The 24,359-nt window shown below is 43.3% G+C and carries 20 protein-coding genes; 8 read left to right on the top strand and 12 right to left on the bottom strand.

Annotated elements, in window-relative coordinates; all coding sequences use genetic code 11:
• The first annotated feature begins 134 nt into the window (after positions 1–134).
• Genes KIH87_RS02515 through KIH87_RS02505 form a run of 3 tightly spaced genes read left to right on the top strand, consistent with a single transcriptional unit; the run spans position 135 to position 3,066 of the window.
• Positions 135–1,412, top strand: coding sequence for a metal-dependent hydrolase family protein (locus KIH87_RS02515; protein ID WP_232359971.1), 1,278 nt, complete (start codon positions 135–137; stop codon positions 1,410–1,412).
• Between the two features lie 26 nt (positions 1,413–1,438).
• Positions 1,439–2,293, top strand: a complete 855-nt coding sequence (locus tag KIH87_RS02510; RefSeq protein ID WP_232359970.1) for a class I SAM-dependent methyltransferase — start codon at positions 1,439–1,441, stop codon at positions 2,291–2,293.
• Positions 2,294–2,310: 17 nt separating this feature from the next.
• Positions 2,311–3,066: a class I SAM-dependent methyltransferase gene (locus KIH87_RS02505; RefSeq protein ID WP_232359969.1), complete on the top strand. Its 756-nt coding sequence runs from the start codon at positions 2,311–2,313 to the stop codon at positions 3,064–3,066.
• Between the two features lie 65 nt (positions 3,067–3,131).
• Here KIH87_RS02505 and KIH87_RS02500 read toward each other — a convergent pair whose 3' ends face one another.
• The 5 genes from KIH87_RS02500 to KIH87_RS02480 all read right to left on the bottom strand — a co-directional run bounded on the left by KIH87_RS02500 (position 3,132) and on the right by KIH87_RS02480 (position 11,726).
• The gene (locus tag KIH87_RS02500; RefSeq protein ID WP_232359968.1) at positions 3,132–4,106 is read right to left on the bottom strand and encodes an FHA domain-containing protein; all 975 of its coding nucleotides are present in this window, start codon (positions 4,104–4,106) and stop codon (positions 3,132–3,134) included.
• 218 nt (positions 4,107–4,324) lie between these two features.
• Positions 4,325–5,377 carry a hypothetical protein gene (locus KIH87_RS02495; RefSeq protein WP_232359967.1) on the bottom strand — a complete coding sequence of 351 codons (1,053 nt, stop codon included), beginning with the start codon at positions 5,375–5,377 and terminating at the stop codon, positions 4,325–4,327.
• A gap of 192 nt (positions 5,378–5,569) precedes the next feature.
• Complete coding sequence (locus KIH87_RS02490) at positions 5,570–6,151, bottom strand: heme-binding beta-barrel domain-containing protein (RefSeq protein ID WP_232359966.1); 582 nt, start codon at positions 6,149–6,151, stop codon at positions 5,570–5,572.
• Positions 6,152–6,167: 16 nt separating this feature from the next.
• Positions 6,168–7,634, bottom strand: coding sequence for a hypothetical protein (locus tag KIH87_RS02485; protein ID WP_232359965.1), 1,467 nt, complete (start codon positions 7,632–7,634; stop codon positions 6,168–6,170).
• A 9-nt stretch (positions 7,635–7,643) separates the two neighbouring features.
• Positions 7,644–11,726 (bottom strand): TOMM system kinase/cyclase fusion protein, encoded by a 4,083-nt coding sequence (locus tag KIH87_RS02480; protein ID WP_232359964.1) that lies wholly within the window; start codon positions 11,724–11,726, stop codon positions 7,644–7,646.
• 379 nt (positions 11,727–12,105) lie between these two features.
• On the opposite strand from KIH87_RS02480, the gene KIH87_RS02475 reads away from it, so the two are divergent.
• A complete protein-coding gene (locus tag KIH87_RS02475) occupies positions 12,106–12,633 on the top strand; it encodes a DUF1697 domain-containing protein (RefSeq protein ID WP_232359963.1) in 528 nt (175 codons plus the stop codon).
• Between the two features lie 266 nt (positions 12,634–12,899).
• On the opposite strand, the gene KIH87_RS02470 is transcribed toward KIH87_RS02475, so the two are convergent.
• The 3 genes from KIH87_RS02470 to KIH87_RS02460 form a co-directional block, all read right to left on the bottom strand.
• Positions 12,900–15,308: a TonB-dependent receptor plug domain-containing protein gene (locus KIH87_RS02470; protein WP_232359962.1), complete on the bottom strand. Its 2,409-nt coding sequence runs from the start codon at positions 15,306–15,308 to the stop codon at positions 12,900–12,902.
• A 437-nt stretch (positions 15,309–15,745) separates the two neighbouring features.
• The gene (locus KIH87_RS02465; RefSeq protein ID WP_232359961.1) at positions 15,746–16,963 is read right to left on the bottom strand and encodes a hypothetical protein; all 1,218 of its coding nucleotides are present in this window, start codon (positions 16,961–16,963) and stop codon (positions 15,746–15,748) included.
• A 21-nt stretch (positions 16,964–16,984) separates the two neighbouring features.
• A complete protein-coding gene (locus tag KIH87_RS02460) occupies positions 16,985–17,590 on the bottom strand; it encodes a tRNA-(ms[2]io[6]A)-hydroxylase (RefSeq protein ID WP_232361412.1) in 606 nt (201 codons plus the stop codon).
• 210 nt (positions 17,591–17,800) lie between these two features.
• Between KIH87_RS02460 and KIH87_RS02455 the strand changes: the two genes are divergently transcribed.
• The 4 genes from KIH87_RS02455 to KIH87_RS02440 all read left to right on the top strand — a co-directional run bounded on the left by KIH87_RS02455 (position 17,801) and on the right by KIH87_RS02440 (position 22,179).
• Positions 17,801–19,018, top strand: coding sequence for an Nramp family divalent metal transporter (locus tag KIH87_RS02455; protein ID WP_232359960.1), 1,218 nt, complete (start codon positions 17,801–17,803; stop codon positions 19,016–19,018).
• A 99-nt stretch (positions 19,019–19,117) separates the two neighbouring features.
• Complete coding sequence (locus tag KIH87_RS02450) at positions 19,118–20,008, top strand: acyltransferase (protein WP_232359959.1); 891 nt, start codon at positions 19,118–19,120, stop codon at positions 20,006–20,008.
• 14 nt (positions 20,009–20,022) lie between these two features.
• Positions 20,023–20,910: an acyltransferase gene (locus tag KIH87_RS02445; protein WP_232359958.1), complete on the top strand. Its 888-nt coding sequence runs from the start codon at positions 20,023–20,025 to the stop codon at positions 20,908–20,910.
• A gap of 12 nt (positions 20,911–20,922) precedes the next feature.
• Entirely contained in the window at positions 20,923–22,179 is a 1,257-nt protein-coding gene (locus tag KIH87_RS02440; protein WP_232359957.1) for a mechanosensitive ion channel family protein, read from the top strand.
• 28 nt (positions 22,180–22,207) lie between these two features.
• Here the strand turns inward: KIH87_RS02440 and KIH87_RS02435 are convergent, their stop codons facing one another.
• The 4 genes from KIH87_RS02435 to pyrE form a co-directional block, all read right to left on the bottom strand.
• Positions 22,208–22,681 carry a hypothetical protein gene (locus KIH87_RS02435; protein WP_232359956.1) on the bottom strand — a complete coding sequence of 158 codons (474 nt, stop codon included), beginning with the start codon at positions 22,679–22,681 and terminating at the stop codon, positions 22,208–22,210.
• Between the two features lie 158 nt (positions 22,682–22,839).
• Entirely contained in the window at positions 22,840–23,439 is a 600-nt protein-coding gene (locus KIH87_RS02430; RefSeq protein ID WP_232359955.1) for a 2-hydroxychromene-2-carboxylate isomerase, read from the bottom strand.
• Positions 23,440–23,464: 25 nt separating this feature from the next.
• Positions 23,465–23,725 carry a sulfurtransferase TusA gene (gene tusA, locus KIH87_RS02425; protein ID WP_232359954.1) on the bottom strand — a complete coding sequence of 87 codons (261 nt, stop codon included), beginning with the start codon at positions 23,723–23,725 and terminating at the stop codon, positions 23,465–23,467.
• Positions 23,715–24,356 carry an orotate phosphoribosyltransferase gene (pyrE, locus tag KIH87_RS02420; RefSeq protein WP_232359953.1) on the bottom strand — a complete coding sequence of 214 codons (642 nt, stop codon included), beginning with the start codon at positions 24,354–24,356 and terminating at the stop codon, positions 23,715–23,717. Before pyrE ends, tusA begins: the two co-directional genes overlap by 11 nt.
• Positions 24,357–24,359: the final 3 nt, after the last annotated feature.

The raw sequence follows: 24,359 nt of genomic DNA, 5'->3' as shown, positions 1-24,359 counted from the left end.
AAGAGCTGGTAATTCTATTCTCGCTGCGCTAGTTTGTTCACCGAATTAAGCACTATCACCAGCCGCTATTACTCATTTTAAGTAATAGAACATTCCGTATTCGATAGTGCCAATAAGTAATGTGGTGAAATCCAATGATAAAATTCGCAACCCTATGCACACTCCTTCTAACCAGCACTCTCACATACTCAAAAACCCTGATCCATGCAGGCAAGCTGATCCCGGCCAATAACAGCGAAGTCCTCTATCGCGCTACCGTTGTTGTCGAAGACAATAAAATTGTTGGCATAGAAAGTGGTTTTACTCAACCAGAGTCCACTGATCAGGTCATTGATTTAAAAAATGCGACCGTTATGCCTGGTCTCATGGATATGCATGTTCACATCACCTCGGAACATAACCCAAACAACTATGTGCAACAGTTCACCATGAATCCCACAGACAATGTTCTAAAAGGTGTGGTGTACGCCAACCGCACACTCATGGCTGGTTTTACCACAGTACGTAACCTGGGTGACAGAGGTAACGAAACCATTGCATTGCGTAATGCCATTAACCGAGGCGATATTGTTGGCCCTCGTATATACACAGCAGCAAAATCCATTGCCACTACAGGTGGTCACGCCGACCCAACCAACGGACGCAAATTCGATCTGATGGGAGATCCTGGCCCCAGAGATGGCGTGATTAGCGGCACAGACGAAGCAAGAAAAGCGGTTCGCCAGCGCTACAAAGACGGCGCAGATTTAATCAAAATCACAGCTACAGGCGGCGTACTAAGCCTGGCTAAAAGCGGTCAAAACCCACAATTCATGACTGATGAGCTGGAAGCGATTGTTGCAACAGCAAGAGACTACGGCATGACTGTCGCCGTACACGCTCATGGTAAAGAAGGCATGGAGCGCGCAATTCGCGCAGGTGTTGATTCCATCGAACATGGCACCTATATAGGCGACGATACTATCGAATTAATGAAGCAACATGGCACTTACTATGTTCCTACCGTTACCGCTGGAAACTGGGTAGCCAAGAAATCCGAAATTGATGGTTTTTTCCCTGACATAGTCCGCCCTAAAGCAGCTTCCATTGGCCCATTAATTCAACGCACCTTCGCCAGAGCGTACAATGCAGGCGTGAAAATCGCGTTTGGTACGGATTCCGGCGTCTCCCCTCATGGCGAGAATGGCGAAGAATTCGTTCTGATGGTGCAAGCAGGTATGGATCCACTAGACGCCATCCGCAGTGCCACTTATCACGGCGCTCAATTGCTTAAAATTGACGATCAACTAGGCACTATCGAAGCCGGAAAACTGGCAGATATTGTCGCGGTAAATGGCGATCCACTACGCGACATCAAAAGCATGATGGATGTCGTATTCGTGATGAAAGACGGAAAAGTATTCAAACAATAATGTCAAACTTCCCAAAAGGAAACATAATGCGAATTACTCCGAAAATTAAAACTCTGATTGCCAGCAGTATCATCGGTTTAATGAGTTTTTCCGCACACGCTGATTTTGATGCAGCAACCAAAGCAGCAATTGATTCCGCCATTCATGGTGAGCATCGTAGCGAAAAGAATAAAGCCCGAGACCAATACCGTAAGCCAGCTGAAGTGCTCGACTTCCTTGGCTTTCGTTCCGATATGACTGTCGTTGAAATTTGGCCAGGTGGCGGCTGGTATACCGAAATTCTGGCTCCAGCACTGAAACAAAACGGCAAGTTCTATGCAGCCCAATACAATGCCAATGCTCAAGACAAGTATGGCTTTCAGCGCAAAGGATTAGGCGAATTTCTGGTTAAAATGGGCAAGCACAACGAATTGTACAAAGACGTTGAGATCACCCAATTCTATTTGCCCTATGACCTGAAGATCGCACCTAAAGGCACTGCTGACATGGTGCTGACATTCCGCAGCGTTCACAATCTGGTAGGCGAGCTTTATGACAGCGGCGCCTATGCTCAATTGGCTTTTAAGGCTTGGTACGACGCACTTAAACCGGGCGGTACTTTGGGTGTTGTTGATCATGAATGGGATGATCCGGCAACGGAAGATCCATTAGCTCGTAATGGCTATGTGTCTAAAGAGCGTACCATCAAGTTTGCCGAATCGGTCGGATTTAAGTTGGCAGCATCATCAGAGCTCCTTAACAACCCGAAAGATACCAAAGATCATGGCTGGGGAGTTTGGAGCCTGGCTCCTGCCTTTGCCGAAGGAGAAGAAAGCAAGAAGAAGTACGCCTCTATTGGCGAGAGCGATCGATTCCTATTGAAGTTTGTTAAACCTGAATAGAGAACGGGACTCAACCCATGAAAAAGTTGTTAACTCTTATGCTGGCGGGCGCTGCCAGCTTTTCAGTGCTATCGGGAGACTTTGACAGCACGCAGTTGAAAATAGAAAACGCCATGAAGTCTAATTTACGTACTCTCAAGGAAGTGTACCGAGACTCAAACCGCAAACCCGTCGAAACCCTGAAATTCTTCGGGTTACGCGAAGATATGCGTGTCGTAGAACTTCTCCCCGGTGGAGGCTGGTATACCAAAATACTCGCCCCCACGCTAAAGGAAAAAGGCGACTTTTATGTGGCATTAAACACCACACAGGTTGAACAACATTTGCTGCCTCATCCTGACTTCCAGCACACCAAAGTCGCCGGAAAAGACGCTAAAATCTGGCGTGAAGAAGGTTCCCCCGTATTATCAGCCAAGCTTGATTCATTGGGTGTCGATAATGTGGATATGGTGCTCACCTTCCGCAACTATCACAGCTTTACTCCGGAAGCGCGTATGGAGCTTAATCACGCCATATTTAAAGCGCTTAAGCCCGGTGGTGTTTATGGGGTTATCACGCACACTGCGCGTCATATGGAACCGAATAAGCATGAGAACTCACGCAGAATCGACCCGGTAAAAGCCATTCTGGAAATCACCAAAGCAGGGTTTGTTTTTGAAGATTACAGCGACCTGCACTACCGCCCAGTAGATAAACTGGACAAAGAAGTGGGTGACCGCTCAGTCACCGGCAGAACCGACCGCTGGACGTTCAGGTTTAGAAAACCTGAGTAGGCTTCATCTCTTTTATCAGCACTTTATCTGGTTTCCATACTCAATATGGAAACCAGTCATCCCCCCTAAGCTTCCAACACATCTCCCTTAAAAATGCTAAATTGCTCAGCCGCAAAACGCACATAGCCTCTTCTGCGTTCAATGATATCTGGGACATTTAAACCAATACGCTGACAATGTTCCATCAGTTGTTTTCTGGCTCGATGAATTTGAATATTGATATGGCTCTCATTAAGCCCCAAATCTTTAGACAATTGTTTAATCGAAACCCAGCCTTTCAGACACTCATCAAGCCCATTATCTTGCTCAGGTTCTTGCTTTTTATATCGCGCCAAAAGAGCGGTAAGGTAGTGATGGGAACGCACATCCAAATCTATAACAGAATCCTTATTTCTAATCTTCAGTTCAGCCAACTCTTCATCCTGGCTGATACGAAATATATATTTCAAATCCAACGCTTCATTACCTTCCAATTCAGCCGTAGGGACATCACTTTGGTCTGCACCAGTAATAAACTTCCAAATATTATTGCCAAAATGTATCGTATCGCCTTCAACAATTGGGTGAGCAACCATACTTTCAGTATTTTCACACATCCAGGTACTGTTTTCTGAGTCATAAGACAAAACAATTTCAGGGGAAAGTTCGTCGGGAAGAAGGTTTAATTGGTCAAGAAAAATCACTCTCGGAATATTTTCCTGAGATTCACCGCTCTCAGTACTTGAAATAAGCACATCTTTAGGTTGGTCAAGATCAACAACTGTAAAGGCAATATCGGTGCTCTCGGGTAGAACAATAGTATCCCCTACCGTCAGTGGATATTCCTGTTCCATTTGCACTCTTGAATCGTTAAGCCACACCCCATTTGTGCTTTTGTCTTTTAAAACCCAAGCACCATTCTTCCATTCAATCAACATATGAATACGAGACACATTTGGATGTTCCAGGTAAGTATTCACTACCTGATGCTTGCGCCCAAATAAATGGTATTTAGTCAAATAAATGCTTTCTTGAGAAGCGTTAACCAATAGCTGCGCCATAGTGCTCTCTTAGCAGATTAATATTACGTAGCCGCAAATCTACCAAAAAACTGGGGTAAATCCATTACGCAGACATTACAGCGTAGTTGTTTTATGGGTAAAACCAGGCTCTCTTTAGTGGCACTGAACGAAGCACATTGTTTTCACTTGAGATTTCACTTGAGATTGCTAGTAGACGGCTCCTGCAATTGTCAGGAGCCATTGTTCGCAAATATAGTCTAGCTATCCTTATCTGAAATAATCACTAGCATTTTGGGGGTAGTACCACTTGAAGAGCTAACCTTTGACACCACCTTGAAACTACCAAACTCATAACTGCATTCAAGTTTACTGTTTCCATCCTTTTCTACATTCTCCGCTGAGTATTTTGCACTTTTGTCTGTAACAGATATTACATTATTCCCTGAAACCGGAGCTTGAATAGCAATTGTCAGCCTTTCATCTTCGTTATCTTCTACATGAAATGAAAAGGCGATCTGAGGGCCAAAAGCCGCAGCCTTTCGAGAAGAAGCAGTAAGTATAGTTGTAATGGGCAAATACCCATGTCTTGTTTTTACAGCTTTACTTAATCGGTTTGCTGTAGAGATAGCCTTGCCATGAACGTCATATTGTCCTTTATCCTTTAAAGACAATACCAACGTTTTGCTACTTTTGTTAATAACAGCCACTTCGCAAGTTTGTTTAAACATATCGACCACGGCACTCATTGCTGCGGAAGCTGCCGTAGAAGCGACTACAATCAACTTAGGAGTTGCAGCGTCAATTCCCGCATAGATAGCATTCATCATATTATCCGCAAAAGAACTCTTCTCGCGTGATTCTTTCATCATTTCGCTCTTAGGGCCTTCCGTACGGTTGATATCAGCCATAAAAACTTCAACATCCTTATTTGATTGAGAGGTAGCCTGATTTGCGACAAACGTTGCGTAAATGAGGTCAGCCTGATCAAAGGGGGAATCATTGACTAACATTCTATGAATCGGGCCTTGCATCGCTTTATTAGAAGCTGATGCCGCCGTCATCGCATTTTGAATATTTTCAAACGCCCTTACAATTTGTTTTTGATCGCTTGCAGCCTCAGCTTCTTGAAGTAACCCCGTATCTAAACCAAATGGCACGGATTTCATATCTTCAGCTTCAGATTGCGTTAACTGAAAGGTATCGGCGATATCTTGGTGATTTTCAGCGATAACAGCCAACATATCTTCTTCAGTTTTAATTTTACTAATTCTTTTGGAAATTCTTGAATGTAAACTTTCAGCATGATTCATATAAATTTACCTTTTTGATAGCAATAACATTAATGGTTTTTTTGAATAAACCTCGAACACATCAGATCAGTATTTCACTCTTCCAATGCGACCTAATTGAGACCGCCATCAATTTAAGGAAAATCAATACATTATTAAATTACACCGACATTACATTAGTTAAAACATTACCTTATCCCAAGAAGACGTTGGTTAATACCTTTTCAACTTTGAGTTATCAGTCTGATAAAAAGGCTCTCCTGTATCAGTTTTAAGGACAGTTGTATCCTCTACAATCAACTGATTTCCATCCACTTGCCATTTGCTGATATAACCAACAACAGGAGGGTAAACTTCCGATAGCTGGGGTGACTGCATAATCCCACCATAAGGTAATTGCTCTCTATCGCATTTCATCTGCACACTTGTTTCAGCAATGGAAACGACATCTGAAACCGCCATAAAGCTTAAGCCTCTGGGGTTTGAGACTTGTTTAACAATAGTGCCAATAGTTGGGTCATTATCGTTAGCTACCCAACTCAGGTAACCGTTTTCTTCATACACAGGGATAAGATTATTGAATTCTGAATCGTCTTCAGATCCCCACATTTTACTGGAGAACCTGAGTACATTTAGCACCTGATTTTCAGAAGAAAAACGTAACTGTGGAATGGGTTCGAATATCAATTCATGCGAATAAGACGATTCTTCACCGGAGCTTGCTCTATCGACCCCAAAACCTGACCAAGTACCAACCAAATAACTTAACGGCCCTAGTTGTTTAATATTACTCATTGCGCTATTTCCTTTTTTACAAGTTTGACGGTTGACCACCATGACAGCCATAGCAACCCGCAGGCATGTTGTTAGTCTGATGGATGGGGATTTTTTTCTCACAAAAGTTTTCATCATCACTTTCGACTAGTTTGGTATTCCCTTGAGACCAATCATAATAGTCAGCCAACGCCAAACTTGTTCCGATACCTAGTTCAGCCTCGCTTTCCATAAAGCTATAAGGTGTGCCTTTTGCGCTATACCACATCCAAAAAGTTCTAACACCACCGGGATAATCCCCTTTTACAGGACACCCAATGACAAGCGTATTTTGCAGTCCTTTAGCCGTCATTACACTTGATATTTCACACCCTCCTTTCTCCATCCACCCTCTTTGAGGAGCGCCTAATGTCGTGGGATGTATTCCTATATCAATGCCTTGGCAATTAGAGAGGCGTCCTTTATCTTTGAGCAAAAAAGCCGCACTACCAGGATTGCCGTTATCGGTAAAAAGAGTGGTATACATGCGAACATTGTCATAGTCATATTTAATCAATGTCGGAAAAGGCATTTCATCCACACTGATTGGTGTCATTAATGCGTTCGATTTAAACGAATGTTGGAAAGAGGGTAAAACATCCGATGTTTCTAATTGGGGTAAGAAGTTTAATCCGGGAATGGCATCAGAAAAATCAAGTGACGAGCCTGAGACACGCTCACCTGACATGCAATTGGATTTAATCGAAGATAAATTGGTGCCACTCACTGCTCTTGCATCTAAAAAATAGCTGATAGAGTATTCCCCAAATAAAGGCAGCATATACTGAACTTTCCTTGAAGCATTCATAATACGAAAAGGCAATCTCGTCTCTTTACTAAAAACGATCCAATTCGCAACATCCTTGTGTCCTTCCTCCGATTTTATTAATTCTATCGGCACCTTCCACCACAATCCGGTTAAATAAGGTAACAAGCCATCTTCAGATTGACTATTTGTTGCACCTATCTGTCTTAAATTAAACTGTCCAAAAAACTGATTATCACTTTTACTTCGCACCCACTTCGCAGAAGGTGGCAACCATCGGGAAAAACGTTTATCAGTTTCGGCAATCTTTTCACACTGATATTTATTGTCATCAAGTTCAGTTAGACGAAATACTTCTGCTCTGTTTTTGTTACTACCACTGGTGACAAATAGCGTTTCAATTGTTTTTCCAGTATTTACCTCATAAGTTCGACTCAATTGAGCATTTGCACTGTAATCAGCGATAACATCAGCCCTTACTAACTTATTGACAACTTCGTCTGAGCCATTTTGAGAGAAAGGCGCTAACAATACTGAAGAGCGCCATTTATCAGGAAGTGCCGTAGCGCCTTGAGAGTGACAATGAGTAAATGGTTTGACACAGGAAGTGGAATTTTCACTCGCTCCAAGGGCTTCCCCTATTAATCCCAAGAAAGCGAACGTTAATAATACGAACAAACTAAATATTTTTGGCAACATAGATTTTATCTATCCTTTGCTGTAATTAGAGCCTGTATATGGTCTCTGGTTTGCAAACAATTCGATTTCGAGTTGTTTACCTGTTTCAGCCACTTTTTCACGCCACAATACTGCCCCTTGCTGCTCGCTAATTATTTTTGCAGCTAACAGACAACGTCTGACCTTTGTGAAACTTGCTCCCTGAAAATGAAAAGCGACAGCTTTGAGTCTGTATAATTCAGCGTAGTAAAAGTGCCCTTGCACTTTGCATATAGACAACGCTTTATCAATCTTTTGCAGTGCTTGCTTAACCTCACTTCTTCTAATACTTATTTCTGCCGACATGGCGTAATACCGAGGAAGGAATGAATAAAGTCCGGCGGCTTCAAATTGCTCCAAAAACTGTTCAGATTGTTGCTCATCCCACGAGGACAGATCCGCAACACCTTTTACCCACAATAAGTAAAAGTCTCCTAATAATTTGAAGAAATGCAATTGATAACTAACCGATAACTCTATGAGTTGTTGAGCTTGTTCGCTGGCTTGTTGCAATGATGAAACAAACTGCTCTACAAATGGAAAACCTTTCACAAAAGCCAATGTTTGCTTGTGATTTTGGCTCTTATTAATCGCGACCGATTTGGAACTTAACGCCAATGCGTTATTCCCTTTTAACATTTGAAGCAAGGCATACCATGCTCGACTGTACCCACCAAAATTACCTCCGTATTCCAACAAGAAAGAATCGGTGCCAAGCTTGTCAGACAATTCAATTGCCCGATGTAGGTTTTCTTCAGCTTTATCAAGCTCCCCTTTTAACAACAAAGTCAGCCCAAAAGACATCTGAGCTATCAATTCAACTTGCTTGTCACCATAACGTATTGAGATTTCTTTTAACGCTTTCGCATAACTTAGCGCAGACGAAAAGTCTCCCTGCGATGCATAAAAAGAAAATAGTCCATAGCTAATTTGAGTTAATATTTTGTAATGAGTGGAATCAGAAGATAAGCGCATCGCTTGTTCATAAGAGTCTTTTACTACGACATTGGAATACCCCAATTGAGCAACCAGGGTCTGACTTAACATGATCTCAGTATTAAGTAACAATGCCTTAGTAGAGTCATCATTTGGCAGCATGTTTTTTATGTATAAACAGCTTTCCTGCGCAACCGTATACTGACTTAGCAATAAGTTTCTAGAGATATGGAAAAGCGAAAAGTTTACAGCTAACTTGTAGTTGTCAGCTTTCCAACAATGTTTAGCTAACGTACCGTATGGTATGACAACACCACTTGATTCCTGGACTGTTTTTTTAAAGCTGTCAGGAACAAATTCAACTGGGTCGTTAAGAGAAAATAAGCGCTTTAAAGACTGAACAATTTGGCCATGTACTATTGCTTTTTGTAACTCAGGTATTGAATCGTAAGCCGCATCCCTCACCAATGCGTGTTTGAAGATATAAGTATCTCCGTCAACTTTACGTTGCTGATACACTAGTTCAGCGCTTAACAGCGCATTAAGATCCCTTTGTATCGAGGCTTCGTCCTTCTCAGAAGCGTCAGTTAATAATTGATAATCAAACTCTCTTCCAATCGCCGCAGCGAGTTGCGCTGTATCTTTTCCATAGGGAAGTTGATCGAGTTTTTGTTGTAACGAGTCTCGCAAAGTAAGCGGTAATAACGCGAGCTTTGAACCATCGACAAAATCAAATTCACCATTTACCTTATGCACCAAATTACGATTGCGCATGAATGAGGCGAGCTCTTCGATAAATAGTGGGATGCCGTCGGTTCGATCAAGCAATGTTTCTTGTAATTGAGTTGCGACAGGTTGTTGATCAAACAAGAACTGAATAAATGCCAGGGTTTCTTCTTTGGCTAATTTGGGCACTAAAACCTGAGTAAAGGAAATAGTCTCCAATTGCACAGGAATAGTTTCCCGTGAAGTCGCCAACCAGCAATGTCCATTCTTTATAAAGACATTTGAATGCAACAGATGATTAATAAAATCGAGACTGGTTGGATCAGCCCAATGCATGTCTTCAAAAACAAAAAGATGTTGCGTTGTCGCTTTTCCCAGCGGGCGCCATTCGAAGGACTGACATAGCAAATGTGCAATCAAATCGAACAAACTTTGCTTCTGTATCTCAGGCGTGAGATTCACAGCAGGATTGGTTTCATGCAACGGCAAATTTAACCATGCCGACAATACCACCAGCCCGTATTCCTTTTGCTTTTCAGACAGTCCTGTTCTCTTCGTTGCTTCCTTGAGTAAAAACAACGCTTTTTCCGCCGAAACTGCGTCTAATGAAAATTTAAACTTGAGCAAGGTTAATATTGGATAAAGAGCATTGTTCTTGTGTTCTGGCAAACATTGAGCAACCAGATGCCTGAATTCCCTGCATTGGTTACGTAATTCAAAAACCAACCTGGATTTACCTATTCCAGCTTCACCATAAATATGTGCCAACGGAGCCACAGAGTTCTGTCTTGACGTAGATAACAAAGATGTCAGCATTTTGAGTTGCGCTTCACGTCCAATAAAGATCGGGTTTTTGCGAGTACCTCGAATAAACCCGAACGCCTCAAGTTGACGCTCCCCTCGCAACACAAAAGCAGGCTCACTTGAATGTGTATCGTCTGTCTCTGAATTTCCTGACTCAAAATGCAAATAGCCATCAAGCAAATGCTTTACATTTTCAGTGCAGAGTATTTGGCTGGGTAATGCCTTACGGCTGAGTTTCATGGCATCGTTTGCGGTTTTACCCTGGGGCTGATTGTTAGCAAAACTTAGCATCAGACCAACTTGAATCCCCATTTGGGCATAACAGATTAACCCTTGCTTTTGCTTCAACAATGCATTCTTCTGACGAATATTGCTCATGACTTCCAAAGCCGTGCGAGCACATAGGCGACTGTCGTTTTCAGTGACTTGCGGATAACCAAAGTAAAATAACAGGGTGTCTCCCAGATTACCCACATGATAAGCACCATAGCGTATCGCTATATCAATACACTGCTGCATTTTGTCGATCAATAACGCATCCAGAACATCTTGTTCCTCATGGTTAACCCCGTCGTCTTGTTCAATACTGATGATGACACTAAGTACCGATATCTGCCTACGCTCGGTCAGGCGTGTATAAGACAATCGCGCATCAACAATCTGAGTAGAGTCATCATAGTCGTATATCTCATCCGACTGAGATTTAGCCCCAGAATTCAACTCTCCAACCAAGTTCGAAAAGTTTAACCTCTTAAACTCCTGATAAAGCCTGAGAGTATCGCCAGGTCGTTCCGAAGCTCTTTTATTTAAAACTCGGCGTAACAAGCCCGCAGATTCATGACCCGCCAACACCCCAAGAGGAACGTTTGACTGACTGAGTTGCTGGTGAAAAACGGCCGCTAGACTGCTACCTGAAACAGCAGGTTTACCCGTAAGACACTCAAGAAACACTAATCCCCAAACGTAAATATCGGTTTGAGGAACAGGCGGCTCCCCCCTCAGTTGCTCCGGAGCGCTATAAGAAGGTGTACCCAACGTTTCCTGGGTTAGGGTTATGCTTTTGTAGTCGAGCTGACGAGCTTCATACCTTAAGGTTCCGATACCAAAATCCAACACCTTCACATGAATCTTAGCGCCGACTTGATACAGCATGATGTTGGCAGGTTTAATGTCTCGATGAATCACGCCCATCTCATGGGCGTGGGCGAGCGCATCCAGAACATTTGCCATTACTTCGGCAGCAAGTGACGGCTCCAATGAGCCAGAATCAGCTAAATGCTCACGTAAGGATTGTCCGTCAATATACTCATAAACGGCATACAGCAACTCATCCTGCTGCCCTTTATCCATTAACCGCACGATATTGGGGTGATTTAAACGCCTTATCAGATCAACTTCACGATGAAAACGTTCTATGTAACGATACTTTTTTTCTTCAGAAACGTTTTCAGGCAGACACAAAAATTTGATGGCCACTAACTGTTGCGTACTAAGCTGTATCGCTTTATACACTTGGCCAAATCCACCTTCGCCTATTTTCTCAAGTAGCTGGTAATAATTTGATTTGAAGAAAGTCAGGATATCAACATGAGCGTTTACCGCTTCCATAAGTCCAAGCCTATTCTGTTATGGTTATTTATAAAGGCATTCGAATGGACAAAATATAAACCATAACGAGTAGATTATACAGTCACATACACATTACACAACGAACCTTCTAAATAGCAGTGTTTAATTGTCAGTCACCCATAGAGATTTATCGCAAACTCGCCGTGGATACTTCCATGTAGGCTCCACAGCCGCTTCCCTGCGGCTGTGGGTTTGCTCCTAATTCTCTACAGGTGACTGATAGTTTGGAACAGGTATTTAGCATTAACTTAACAAAAATAACCAATGCTTCCTTGGTGCTGGTGTCATAGACCACACTCATCCAATCAATATGTATAATGCTCCAATTAACCTAAGTAGCTGCGATGAAATGAACATAATGGACACTTATATTTTACTCCTCAGAGGCATCAATGTCGGTGGTAAAAACCTGATCCCAATGAAGGAATTGAAAAGTTTGCTGCTCAAGCAAGGGTTTCAAAACGTCACCACTTATATTCAAAGCGGCAATGTCGTTTTTAGCTCAAATTCAGCTCCCAAAGATCTCAAAAGAAGTATTGGTGATGCTTTCGGGTTTGAGCCTGAGCTGATGCTACTCAAGCGTGAAGAGTTTGAAAAAATAGTCAGTCTATGTCCATTTTCGTCTGACGACGGTAAAAGCATCCATTTTTATATTTGTGCTGAAACGCCACGATTGAATCAAGATAAGCTTGCATCCTACATTGCCAATGATGAGGAATATCAGGTCATTGACAAGGTCTTCTATCTTCATGCTCCAAGTGGTATAGGCCGCTCAAAACTGGTGGCGAATATTGAAAGATGTTTGGGTGTGAAAAGTACAGGCCGAAATCTAAATACGATGTTAAAACTTCAAGGCTTACTTCAAGTCCTACTACAAGATAAGTAAATTCAAAAAACAGTAACACAGCAACCCGTATACGACCGACACAAAATAGAGACTGTTTCGCGTCAATAAAAGTCTCTAACAAAGTAAAAATCGTATACAGGCGCTGCTTTATCTCTACTAAATAGCAGTGTTTAATTGTCAGTCACCCATAGAGATTTATCGCAAACTCGCCGTGGATACTTCCATGTAGGCTCCACAGCCGCTTCCCTGCGGCTGAGGGTTTGCTCCTAATTCTCTACAGGTGACTGATAGTTTGGAACAGGTATTTAGAAACTTACCTTCACTTTTCCATAATAATAGCTGCCGTTGTAACCGAATGGCGACATGGAGCTATATGGGAAAATACCATTGAAGTTGTTCGCATCAATAGTGCGGTCAGGCGTCGCATCAAACAGGTTGTTAACCCCTAACGCAAACTGCCAGTTTTCATCCAACTGATAGCGAGCTTCCAAGTCCACTTCAGTTTCAGAACCAAAAGTCTGGTCACGCTCTTCATTCGATGAATGACGAGTTGTGTATTCACCATGGTGTCTTACCACCAAAGACCCACCCCATTGTCCGCCTTGTAAGCTAATGGCTAAATTGCCTTTGCTCTTAGGTTGCGCTTCTTCGATCAAAGCCAACTCGCTACGTCCAAAACGTTTGGCATTAGGGCCTAGAGGATCTAGCTCGGAAGGATTAGCAGCAATGCGGGTAATATCGACATCGTTGATATTCCAGCCAAAGGTGATATTGGCATTCCAGTCGTTATTAATGTCCCACAAATAACTGGCAACGAAATCCAATCCTGAGGTTTCAGTGTCGATTGCGTTAGTGAAGTAGCGGCCACCGTTGATACCAAAGTAACCGTTGTTCTCCAAAATTTCCTGAACCGCTGCGCCACGAATGTTATCTGACAACACAATACGATCATCAATATCAATGCGGTAGTAATCCAGGGAGATTTCCAACTGCGGCACAGGCGTGATCACAATACCGGCGCTGTAGTTCATCGACTCTTCAGCATCAAGTGGCTCTGCGCCCAAGGCGATAGCCGCAGGATCATCAACGCGGAAGGTTTTCACTTCATTAGGAATGCTATCAATGAAAATGGTCGCAGTTGTAGAATAATAAGCCTGCGCTAAAGAGGGCGCTCTGAATCCAGTGCTTACCGCAGAACGAATCGACACCATATCATTCACATGGTAATGCAAAGCAAGTTTCCCATTAGTGGTGCTGCCAAAGTCACTGTAGTCTTCAAAACGCAATGCCGCAGATAACAATAAGTCATCCGTAACGTAATGATCAACCTGACCATAGAGGGAATAGCTGTCGCGGGAGTTTTTGCTGGCATCACCTGGGCGGAAGCCTGGGAAAACCTGAGAACCTACTGACGCAATACCACCAAACTGATCAGCAACTCCACCATTAATGTAAGACGCTTCCTCACCGGCTTTAACCTTATAGGTTTCATCGCGGTATTCGATACCAAAGGCCACGCTTAACGGGCTCATCAATCCAACATCAATGCTGGAAGCCATATCAAAGTTAACGGTAAGCTGGTTAAACTCCAAACCACCGGCATCAAAGGACGTTGGGCTTTGCGCGCCCAAAGAAGTGTTCAGACTGTTCTCAACGCCGAAGTCAAACTCGTTGCCACCATAAGTCACACTAAAGTCGAAAGTTGTTTCACCCGGCTCATACTTGTAACCCACAGTTGTAGCATAGTCAGTCACGTCCGACACAATAAGAGGCAGGAAGCCATCAGGATAAATTTCCGGGACGTTACGGCTGTCCAATGCTCGACGATAGAAACCACCCGCTTCACCGTCACGGCTTTCATAACTGGTATTGAAATAGAACAAACCGTCTGACCCATCGTTATGACCGGCGTTAATAAAGAAACTGGTTGATTCCACATCGGCATCACCAAAGCGATGGTTCAAACGATCAAAATCGGCTTCGCGAGGATCAGGCTGACCATCAATTTCCAGATACTGTTGACGAGGGTCTAAACCGGCACGGTTAGTGGCCTGCTTGTTGCGGTGTTGCGCAGCAATGTGAATAAAACCATCATCATCAGACAATCCCACATTGCCTTGAATCGTGCTGGAGATACCATCGCCTTCACTGTAAGCACCGTAATTCCAGCCGGCTTCGGCTTTATCATCATCACGCAATACAATGTTAATCACACCAGCAATCGCATCTGAACCATACTGAGCTGCCGCACCATCACGCAACACTTCAATACGCTTAATCATATTGGGTGGAATCGTATTCAAATCAACCGCACTGGAACCACGACCAATCGAACCATTAACGTTTACCAACGCGGAAGTATGACGACGCTTACCATTCACCAACACCAACACCTGATCCGGGCTCATGCCTCTCAAGGTCGCAGGGCGAACGTGGTCTGTGCCATCCGTTACTGAAGGTTTAGGGAAGTTATAAGACGGAATTAACGCTGCAACCATTTGGTTCAATTCGGTAAATCCTGTTTGAGTCAGCTCGTCAGCAGAAAGCATATCCACTGGAACAGGAGAGTCACCTAAAGAACGAAGCGGCGTGCGCATACCAACAACTGAAATCTTTTCCATTCCAGCCTGTTGCGACTCTTCAGTTTGGGCATAAGCGGTAGACAAACCTGTGCCTAGCGCAGCTATAACCATAGTTGCGATTTTTGTTTTCATGTGTGTTTACTTCAGTTGTGTGTTTGAAGGAGGGGACAGTCTAAGGACAGGTAATTCAGTGAGTCCAACATTTTACTGTAATATTTTTACCTATCACATAACTGGATGATATGGCTGAAAAATCACTTAACCTGAACTCGGGATAAGAAATATCGTCATTCCTAGAATTCCATAAGATTTATTTAATAAAATCATTATGTTAACCATATGAAATAGCTTTTATAGGTACAGTGCTGATAAATCCGTGCCTATCAAGGCTTTTTTGTGAGTGAATAGCCATTCTATTTACCACAAATATAACGCTGAGAGGCACGGATTTAGCAGTGCTGGAAGGTACTTCTTATCCCGGGTTCAGGTTACTCACATTGTGTAGTTTTTATACACAAACCCAAGCGTAATTTGTAACTCAAATATTTACATTAACTAATAAATTCGTCTTAAAACTCAAAAGGAGCGATTTCACGGGCCTGTTGCAAACAAACAGGGGAAAAATCATTTTCTAGTGCATGGATGTATTTCAATGTTCGAAACCCATCGAACCAACCATGCACTTGCTGCAAGAATTGATGTTGGTTTTTGCAATTACCTTTAATTTTTAACACGGCCTGTTCAAAACTGGATTGCATTAGTGCATTTCTGGAAGCCTGCGACAATGCATTCATCCAATCCGGCAAGCTCTCGTTAGAGCAAGATTCAAATAGAGTATTAAACAACTGCAACAATGACTTTAACTGCACGAATACCTGCGGGTTATAAACCAGATATTGCGTTTCGTCGCTTTGCTGTTCTATTATTTTTTGCACCGCAGGCCCTGTACCAAAAGGAACACGATCCGACACGCGAGATTGCAAATGAATACAGGCATCCAACTCAACAACAGGTGCTAACTTGGCCATTTTATTCAGCAGATAAAAGTCTTCTCCACCCGCTCGTTTAGGAAAACCTCGCACCTGGCAATAGCCCTGATAATCAAAGGCCAAACAGCTACCTATTGTATAAAAGGCATAAGGTGAGCCCGCCCAAGCCAAGCCCTTCTTGTAGTAATGTAGCCATTGTTCGTACAAACGTGTGGCAGAAAAAATGCTCGGATCACCATTCACTATATGAGAAAAAGCAAATGTTGCCGCTTTCGCTCCTGCCAGGTGTTTACTGTTAAGTTGAGCAAAATAGTCCTGGGGCAAAATCGCATCGGCATCGGTTGAACCAACCCAGGGGCAATCTATCTGCTTCTGTGCAATTAAATAACTCGCGATATCGGCACCAATCTTTCGGGCTAAGCCCACACCTTGTTTAGCAGGAATTCGTCGCTCTGTGGAAAATCTGTCGACTAACAAAATACCAATATTTCCTGAAAATTGATGGTACAAGGCAATATTTTCATGCTGCCAACGCAGCTCGAAAGAAGAGGCTATAAACTCACATAAATCGGATTGAGGGGTGATGTTGTCATCGGTATCGGGCTGGTTTACGACGGCAATCAATAACACAGATTGCTCACCATACTGCTGTAGAAACCGCTGTAAAAATGTGGTGCTTTCTTTATAAGCAGGTATGACAACCGAAGCCTGATAATGAAACGCAGGAGCAGAATGTAACAGCATACATTCCACTTCGGCATATTGAGTCAGATATTGAGTAACAGCGCGTTCAGACAAACCAGATTCAGCCGGGTAAAACTAGTGAAGCGCAGCGCTAATAGGCAAAGCAGCAACAATTTCTGCCTCAATATCAAGCAGCTCTGACAACCGAGCCTGAATCACATCCTCAGCAAAATAGTCGCCCGCCAAATCCACAAACAACGTATGATGCTTGGCTTCTGATTGGGTAATTTCCTGATAGAAGTCTTTCATTTTTCCAACCGGCAGCGCTTCCGCGACCAAACCAAAACGTTCACAACCTCGTGCTTCGACGATGCCACCGACCAATAACCGATCCAGCAGGTAGACATCGCTCCCCTTACGAAAGGACTTACGAAACTCGTTTACATAAGGGTCTTTGGTATCGGCTCCCGGCGTTAGCCCACGTTGATATAGCAACTTCACTACTTTTCTAAAATGTGTCATTTCCTCAATTGACAGGTCAATCATGGCTTTTACCAAACGCTCTTTGTCCGGGTAATGAGACAACATGGACATCGCCATGCCCGAGGCTTTTTTCTCTGCTGCCGCATGGTCGATCAGGAATGTATCGAAATCATCCATAACCGCCTCTGTCCATTGTGCAGGTGTTTTAAATCGTAATTCCAAAACAATGTCTTTAATTGCTGAGTGAATGCCGCGCATTATACCCATGGAAGCTACCAGCAGCCAACGCATGTTCAAACCTTCATTTCCTCTGGGAGTGAGTGTGATGACAATTCAATAATTAACCTTAATAAAATCAGGATTAAACGATTTATAAGAAAGCATACCTTTCGGTGTAATCTGGACTTAACAAGGGACTAAAATCTGTGCTAGGGTGGCGAAAACAGGCTGAATAATAACAATAACCTGATGCGCAAACTTGGTCCTGGATTTCTTATAACGGCCGCTTTCATTGGCCCCGGTACAGTCACCACAGCAACAATGGCAGGAGCCCAATTCGGTTACACTCTGGTTTGGGTGGTCTGCTTCTCAGTCATTGCGACTATGATTTTGCAGGAAATGGCCGCTCGATTAGGCATTGTGACCCAAAAAGGTCTAGCTGAAGCCATGAGACTGAGCATTGATAATATCGTCTTGCGCAGCTTGGCTCTGCTACTGGTCATTTGTGCTATTGGTGTTGGAAATACAGCGTATCAGGCTGGTAACTTCACAGGCGCGGCGCTTGGTTTACAGAGCATTCTGGGCGGTGAAATCACCCAATGGGTTCTGGTTATTGCCGCATTTTCAGCGGCCTTGTTAGCAACCGGGATCTATGCCGTTATCCGCATGGTGTTAACCCTGTTGGTATTCATTATGAGTGCCGTATTTATTGTTACCATGTGGATATCCAATCCCGATTTCAGTGCCATCTTTGAAGGTGTACTATCGCCCTCTATTCCCGAAGGTGGCTTGCTTACAACCATTGCTCTGATTGGCACGACAATTGTGCCCTATAACCTTTTCCTGCATGCAAGTCTTGCCAAGCACAACATCGCCAACCGTACCGAAAACAACCAGACCATGTATGTGTTTAACAACGACATGACCAGTGCTCGCACCGACAGCGGTATCGCCATTGGGCTTGGCGGGCTTATTACACTGGCAATTGTATGCACTTCCGCAGCCAGCTTTTTCGCTCATGGAGTTACTGCAACCTCGGAAAATCTGGCTTTGCAACTTGAACCTTTACTTGGTGAACATGCCAAATTGTTCTTTGCAGCAGGTTTACTCAGTGCTGGCGTAACCAGTGCAGTTACGGCTCCATTGGCCGCGGCCTATACCATCTGCGGTGTTTTTGGCTGGTCGGTATCGCCCAAAGCCATCGCTTTCAGAATTGTCTGGTTTTTAGTGCTCGCCATTGGCGCAGCTGTTTGTTTTACTGGCATCAAGCCATTAAATGCCATTTTGTTTGCTCAAGCCAGCAATGGCTTGCTGCTTCCTATCATTGCAGGATTTTTGCTTTGGGTAATGAATAGACGAGACATTCTGGGGGACTATACCAATGGCCCTATCAGCAACACCTTTGGTGGCGCAATCGTGGTTTTGGTTTCCGCACTGGGTATTTACAAATTAGTCAGTATCTTTTAAGTAAACGATGGGTTTCGCGTAGAGGTTATGGTGAAAACTGTATATAATCCGCGACTCTTTCATCGTTGAACCTAATTAACCTCTGATCATTATAAATACATGAGAAATATCATTGGCTCGATATCCTTTTTGGGATATGTCATTAACACCCTAATCTGGTTTGTTCCCATTTTTATTTTTTCACTGATGAAATTATTGCCGATCCCTCCCTGGCAAAAATTACTTTCCTATCTTCTGGACAGCTGTGCCACCTCTTGGGTAACAGTGAATAGCTGGAATCAAGCGCTAACAAGCAATACAAAATGGGAAGTAGAAGGACTGGAATCTCTCACTCCCAAAGATTGGTATCTGGTGATCGCCAATCACCGTTCATGGGTAGATATTCTGGTATTGCAGCGCGTATTAAATCGCAAGATCCCATTCTTGAAATTCTTTCTCAAGAAAGAACTCATTTGGGTTCCGGTTCTTGGTTTAGCTTGGTGGGCGCTCGACTTCCCATTTATGCAGCGCTATAAAAAATCCTTCCTGGCAAAGAACCCGCATTTGAAAGGCAAAGATCTGGAAACAACGCGTAAAGCCTGTGAGAAGTTTCGCTTTAAGCCTGTCAGCGTGATGAACTTTGTTGAAGGCACTCGATTTACCGAAGCCAAGCATCAACGCCAAAAATCACCATTCAAGCACTTGCTCAAGCCCAAAGCTGGCGGCATTGCTTTTGTACTGGAAGCCATGCAGAGCAATTTGCACAAGCTGGTTGATGTCACCATCTTTTATCCCGATGGCACACCCACCTTCTGGGAATTCGTTAGCGGCAGCGTGAAACGTATTCAGGTTAAAGTGAAGGTAATGCCACTCAATGAATTACGCGAATCAGGCGTTATTGGTCAGGATTATTTTAATAATAAAGATGAAAGAGTCGTATTTCAGCGTTGGTTAAACGAAGTTTGGCAGCAAAAAGACAATACTATTAACTCATTAGCGGATGTACATTAGTATCGTAACTCCTCATGGTTTTTATCATTTTTCCATTACATTTTCTGGCACAACTTTTCACTCTCATCTTTTGGGCTGGGCTGATTATCAGTTTAGTGCCCTTTAAGCTGTTGCTTCCTTTTACCCCAATTCGTCGAGCACTCAATCATTTTGCTGCTTTTTGTGAGGGTGGGTACGGTGTCACCAGTGTATTTTTCATTAAGCTATTTAACCGACCAACCTGGGATTACAAGCTGGAAGGCAATCCAGATAAGCATCATTGGTATTTACTGACATCCAATCATATTAGTTATCTGGACATCATTCTTATTTTGAATTGGGCTCACAAGCATATCCCCGCCCCGAAATTCTTCCTTAAACAAGAACTGTTCTGGACTCCCTTTGTTGGGCAAGCAGCCTGGGCATTAGAGATGCCATTTATGCGCCGTTACTCCAAAGCCCAGATCGCCAAGAAACCCGAGCTCAAGGGCAAAGATATTGAAACGACACGCAAGTATTGTGAACGCTACAAAGACACACCGACAACCGTCATTAACTTTGTAGAAGGGACTCGATTCACCGAAGGGAAAAAGATCCTGAGAAATAGTCCCTATCAGCATCTTCTGCCACCCAGAGCTGGCGGCATATCCTTTGCCATAGCAAGCATGGGAGAGCTATTTAGTTATACGATTGAAGTCACTTTGCAGTATCCCGAAAACACAGGACATGTCATGCTGGATATGCTTAAAGGGAAACTGAAACACATCATTATGCATGTAAAACTGGTTCCCGTTGATAAAGGGTTAATCGGTGATTACTTCAATGACCCGGAATTTAGGCAACGCTTTCAGGAAACACTGAACCAAAACTGGGAGCAAAAAGACCAATATATTGCAGAAATTCTGGAGAAACGGGGCAAATAACAAAGAGGTTTTATGCAAGATAACTACCTTAGTGAATATCTGGTTTTATGGTTGAAAGACTGGCAAATTGCCGAAGCCTACTATGAAGAAATCTATCAAATAACTGCACTATTTTGCTTATTGATTGCCGCCATGTTGACTTTCCATCTCAGTACCCTGCTACTGGATGGCAAGCTCAGAAACCTTATTCTTAAAACCAAAAACAAATGGGATGACTCCCTGATTGAACATGGTTTCTTCCTGCGCCTTAACCATGCTATTCCCGCTATTTTTATCAACGTTTCCAGCCACTATCTGTTCAAAGAAGATAGCAGCCTGCAATTTATGTTGGAGACAACCGCCAACATCTACCTGATTTTAACGATAACAGGCGCGATTAACGCGCTCATCAATACCATTCAGGACGGCTACAATGGTTCGGACTACGCCAAACGAGTGCCTATTGAAGGTTTTATTCAGGTAGCCAAATTAGCAGTGACAGTCATCGCCGTTCTGTTGGTGGTAGCGCAAATCATGGACAAGTCTCCCGCGCTGTTATTATCTGGACTTGGCGCTTTAACCGCGGTTTTATTATTAGTCTTCAAAGACACTATTCTCGGCTTTGTCGCTGGCATCAATATTATTGCCAATCGCACCGTCAATACCGGTGACTGGATTGAAATGCCGAAATACTCCGCCGATGGTAATGTTCTGGAAATTGGCTTAACCACAGTAAAAGTTCAGAACTGGGATAACACCATATCCACTATCCCAACCTATGCATTAATGACAGAGTCGGTGAAAAACTGGCGAGGTATGCAGGAATCCGGCGGTCGTCGCATTAAACGCGGCTTTAATATGGATATTCAAACCATTAAGGCTTGCGATTCAGATATGCTGTCCAGACTGGCACAAATTCACCTGCTTAAGGATTTTCTACACTCACGAGAGCAGGAAATTACTGACTTCAACAAAGGCATTCAGGCTGAGAATTATGATCCGCTTAATGCTCAACAGATTACCAATCTGGAAGCATTTCGCGCCTATATGGAAGCCTATTTATCACGTCATCCGCTTATCAATAAGAACATGACCTTAATGGTTCGCCAGTTACCTCCCACGGAGCATGGTTTGCCCATAGAAATGTACTGCTTTAGCCTTGATAAGGCTTGGGTGAACTATGAAAAAATACAAGCGCAACTCATGGAGCATTTCATCACAATGTTACCTGTATTTGACTTGCGTATTTACCAGATGTTCAGTGATTTGCCCCTGAAATCCGGGGACTAAAATCTGACTCAATCTTCGATATTTACCGCTATTGAATTTGTGCAGCAGGAAAGATGGATAATTCAAATGTTGCATCCCGTTGTATACCCTCAATAGTCGCATACATTGTCGCTTCCTGACCTGCCAGTTGCACAGTAAACTGGCACGTTACGCTTAAACGATGAACATTCATCTGGCGAAACGACTGCAATTTCAGGCCATTGGTATTCACTCCTCGAGAATGCATATCTTGCTGCAATAGCTTAAAGGCCACATCATGCACCTGAGCATTATCACAAGCAGGTAATGCCACACCAGGCGTTTCCAGAGTGATACCCACCTGAATTAACAACAAACACACCACCACCGACAAAAAACATTTTCGCCATATTGCTGAAGCACCATTAGTATGACGAAGAAACGGAATACCTAAAGAAGAAAGACGATTGAAAATAGATAAGCTGTTTGCTCGTGGTGAGCTCAGTTTGAGAATGGAAAAAAGAGAAGATACTTGTTGTTTCATAATGATTTCCTTATCAAAAATATTCCATTGGTGAACACTCATTGTTCACAGGCTCATTACGCTAACATTCTCACCAGTAAAGTGCAACAAAGCGAAGCGAATGGCAAACCAGCACTTTCCCCTAAGTCCCTGATGAAAAAGTGCTGAGGTTAAATAAATTACTGACCGAGAAGATACTCTATCGCTTGTTCAAGACGATCATCACCCCAAAACATCTCTTCCCCTACCATAAAAGTAGGAGCACCAAACAACCCCAAGTCAATTGCTGACTGAGTTTGAGCTTTAAGCTTGTTTTTGTTGTCGTCTGAGTTAGCTTGCTGCCAAACGTCTTGAGCGTCGAGCCCCAACGAAGTCAAAATATCCTGAATTACATTATCCTGACCAATATCGAGATCTTTCTCAAAGTAAGCCTGGAACACCTGCTCACAAAAGCTTTTTTCCCACTCTTGCCCTTCACTCAGAATGGCAATTCTAGCTGCCTGTAACGCAAAAGCAGGAAACACAGTTGGTTTTTGAAAACGCCAACCGTATTTTTTCGCCGTACGTGCAACATCCATCCACATGTAGTTTCCCTTGGCAGGAAATAGCTTGGCGGGTGTATCGGCCATGCCTTGAGACTTGAAAATGGCTCCTAGCAGAAAGGGCTTCCACTTAATATCGAATCCATGTTTATCAGCGAGTTCGCCAATGCGCAAAGCAGATAAATAAGAATAAGGACTAGCGAATTCGTACCAGAATTCCAGAGAAGGACGAGACATACTGTTCTCCCGATGGCTGCTAAAGTTATAACCCCTTTTTGATCAGATATCTAAAGGGATTCGTTTCGGTATCACTCGCAATGAGTTGATGATCCATAAATCGACAAAAACTGGGAATATCTCTGGTCGTCGCTGGATCATCAGCCACCACCAGCAGAGTTTCACCCTCTTGCATCTTTCTAATCTGCAAGCGCACCATCATAACAGGCTCAGGACAACGTAACCCCAAGGCATCCAATTCATGCTGTGCGCTGGCAAATTCTCCGGTCGCGTACTCAGATGCCATATTGTTCCCGGTACGCAACAATATTTGGCAAGTGAGCCTTAAACTCTTCACGTTCCTGAATAAACTGGATCACGTCAGCGAGCGTTACGATTGCCACAACCTGAGTATTAAAATCACGCTCTACTTCTTGAATAGCAGACAGCTCACCCTGGCCTTTTTCCTGACGATCAAGGGCAATCAATACACCAGCCAAAGACGCATTATGCGCTTGAATTAACTGCATTGATTCACGAATCGCCGTACCGGCAGTGATCACATCATCCACCAGCATAATGCGACCTTGCAGCGGGCTACCAACCAAACTACCACCTTCACCATGGTCTTTCTTTTCTTTGCGGTTAAAGCAATAGGGTTTATCGATATTATGCTTATCGGCCAATGCAACAGCGGTCGTTGTGGCAATAGGAATACCTTTATAGGCAGGGCCAAATAAAACGTCAAACTCAATACCAGAATCCACTAATGCCGCTGCATAGAATTGCCCCAAACGAGCTAAATCATTGCCCGTATTAAATAATCCGGCATTAAAAAAGTAAGGGCTGGTACGCCCTGATTTCAATGTGAATTCACCGAATTTCAGCACTTCACGCTGTAAGGCGAATTCAAGAAAGTCTTGTTTATATTGCTGCATCTG

The organism is Paraneptunicella aestuarii (genome assembly GCF_019900845.1).
GTDB classification, from domain to species: Bacteria; Pseudomonadota; Gammaproteobacteria; order Enterobacterales; family Alteromonadaceae; genus Paraneptunicella; species Paraneptunicella aestuarii.
Note: the sequence above shows the minus strand (reverse complement) of the source record. Positions and strands in the feature narration are given on the sequence as shown.

Coding starts and splice junctions, on each gene's coding strand:
- KIH87_RS02515 (WP_232359971.1), top strand. CDS start 135: ATGATAAAATTCGCAACCCTATGCACACTCCTTCTAACCAGCACTCTC.
- KIH87_RS02510 (WP_232359970.1), top strand. CDS start 1,439: ATGCGAATTACTCCGAAAATTAAAACTCTGATTGCCAGCAGTATCATC.
- KIH87_RS02505 (WP_232359969.1), top strand. CDS start 2,311: ATGAAAAAGTTGTTAACTCTTATGCTGGCGGGCGCTGCCAGCTTTTCA.
- KIH87_RS02500 (WP_232359968.1), bottom strand. CDS start 4,106: ATGGCGCAGCTATTGGTTAACGCTTCTCAAGAAAGCATTTATTTGACT.
- KIH87_RS02495 (WP_232359967.1), bottom strand. CDS start 5,377: ATGAATCATGCTGAAAGTTTACATTCAAGAATTTCCAAAAGAATTAGT.
- KIH87_RS02490 (WP_232359966.1), bottom strand. CDS start 6,151: ATGAGTAATATTAAACAACTAGGGCCGTTAAGTTATTTGGTTGGTACT.
- KIH87_RS02485 (WP_232359965.1), bottom strand. CDS start 7,634: ATGTTGCCAAAAATATTTAGTTTGTTCGTATTATTAACGTTCGCTTTC.
- KIH87_RS02480 (WP_232359964.1), bottom strand. CDS start 11,726: ATGGAAGCGGTAAACGCTCATGTTGATATCCTGACTTTCTTCAAATCA.
- KIH87_RS02475 (WP_232359963.1), top strand. CDS start 12,106: ATGGACACTTATATTTTACTCCTCAGAGGCATCAATGTCGGTGGTAAA.
- KIH87_RS02470 (WP_232359962.1), bottom strand. CDS start 15,308: ATGAAAACAAAAATCGCAACTATGGTTATAGCTGCGCTAGGCACAGGT.
- KIH87_RS02460 (WP_232361412.1), bottom strand. CDS start 17,590: ATGCGCGGCATTCACTCAGCAATTAAAGACATTGTTTTGGAATTACGA.
- KIH87_RS02455 (WP_232359960.1), top strand. CDS start 17,801: ATGCGCAAACTTGGTCCTGGATTTCTTATAACGGCCGCTTTCATTGGC.
- KIH87_RS02450 (WP_232359959.1), top strand. CDS start 19,118: ATGAGAAATATCATTGGCTCGATATCCTTTTTGGGATATGTCATTAAC.
- KIH87_RS02445 (WP_232359958.1), top strand. CDS start 20,023: ATGGTTTTTATCATTTTTCCATTACATTTTCTGGCACAACTTTTCACT.
- KIH87_RS02440 (WP_232359957.1), top strand. CDS start 20,923: ATGCAAGATAACTACCTTAGTGAATATCTGGTTTTATGGTTGAAAGAC.
- KIH87_RS02435 (WP_232359956.1), bottom strand. CDS start 22,681: ATGAAACAACAAGTATCTTCTCTTTTTTCCATTCTCAAACTGAGCTCA.
- KIH87_RS02430 (WP_232359955.1), bottom strand. CDS start 23,439: ATGTCTCGTCCTTCTCTGGAATTCTGGTACGAATTCGCTAGTCCTTAT.
- tusA (WP_232359954.1), bottom strand. CDS start 23,725: ATGGCATCTGAGTACGCGACCGGAGAATTTGCCAGCGCACAGCATGAA.
- pyrE (WP_232359953.1), bottom strand. CDS start 24,356: ATGCAGCAATATAAACAAGACTTTCTTGAATTCGCCTTACAGCGTGAA.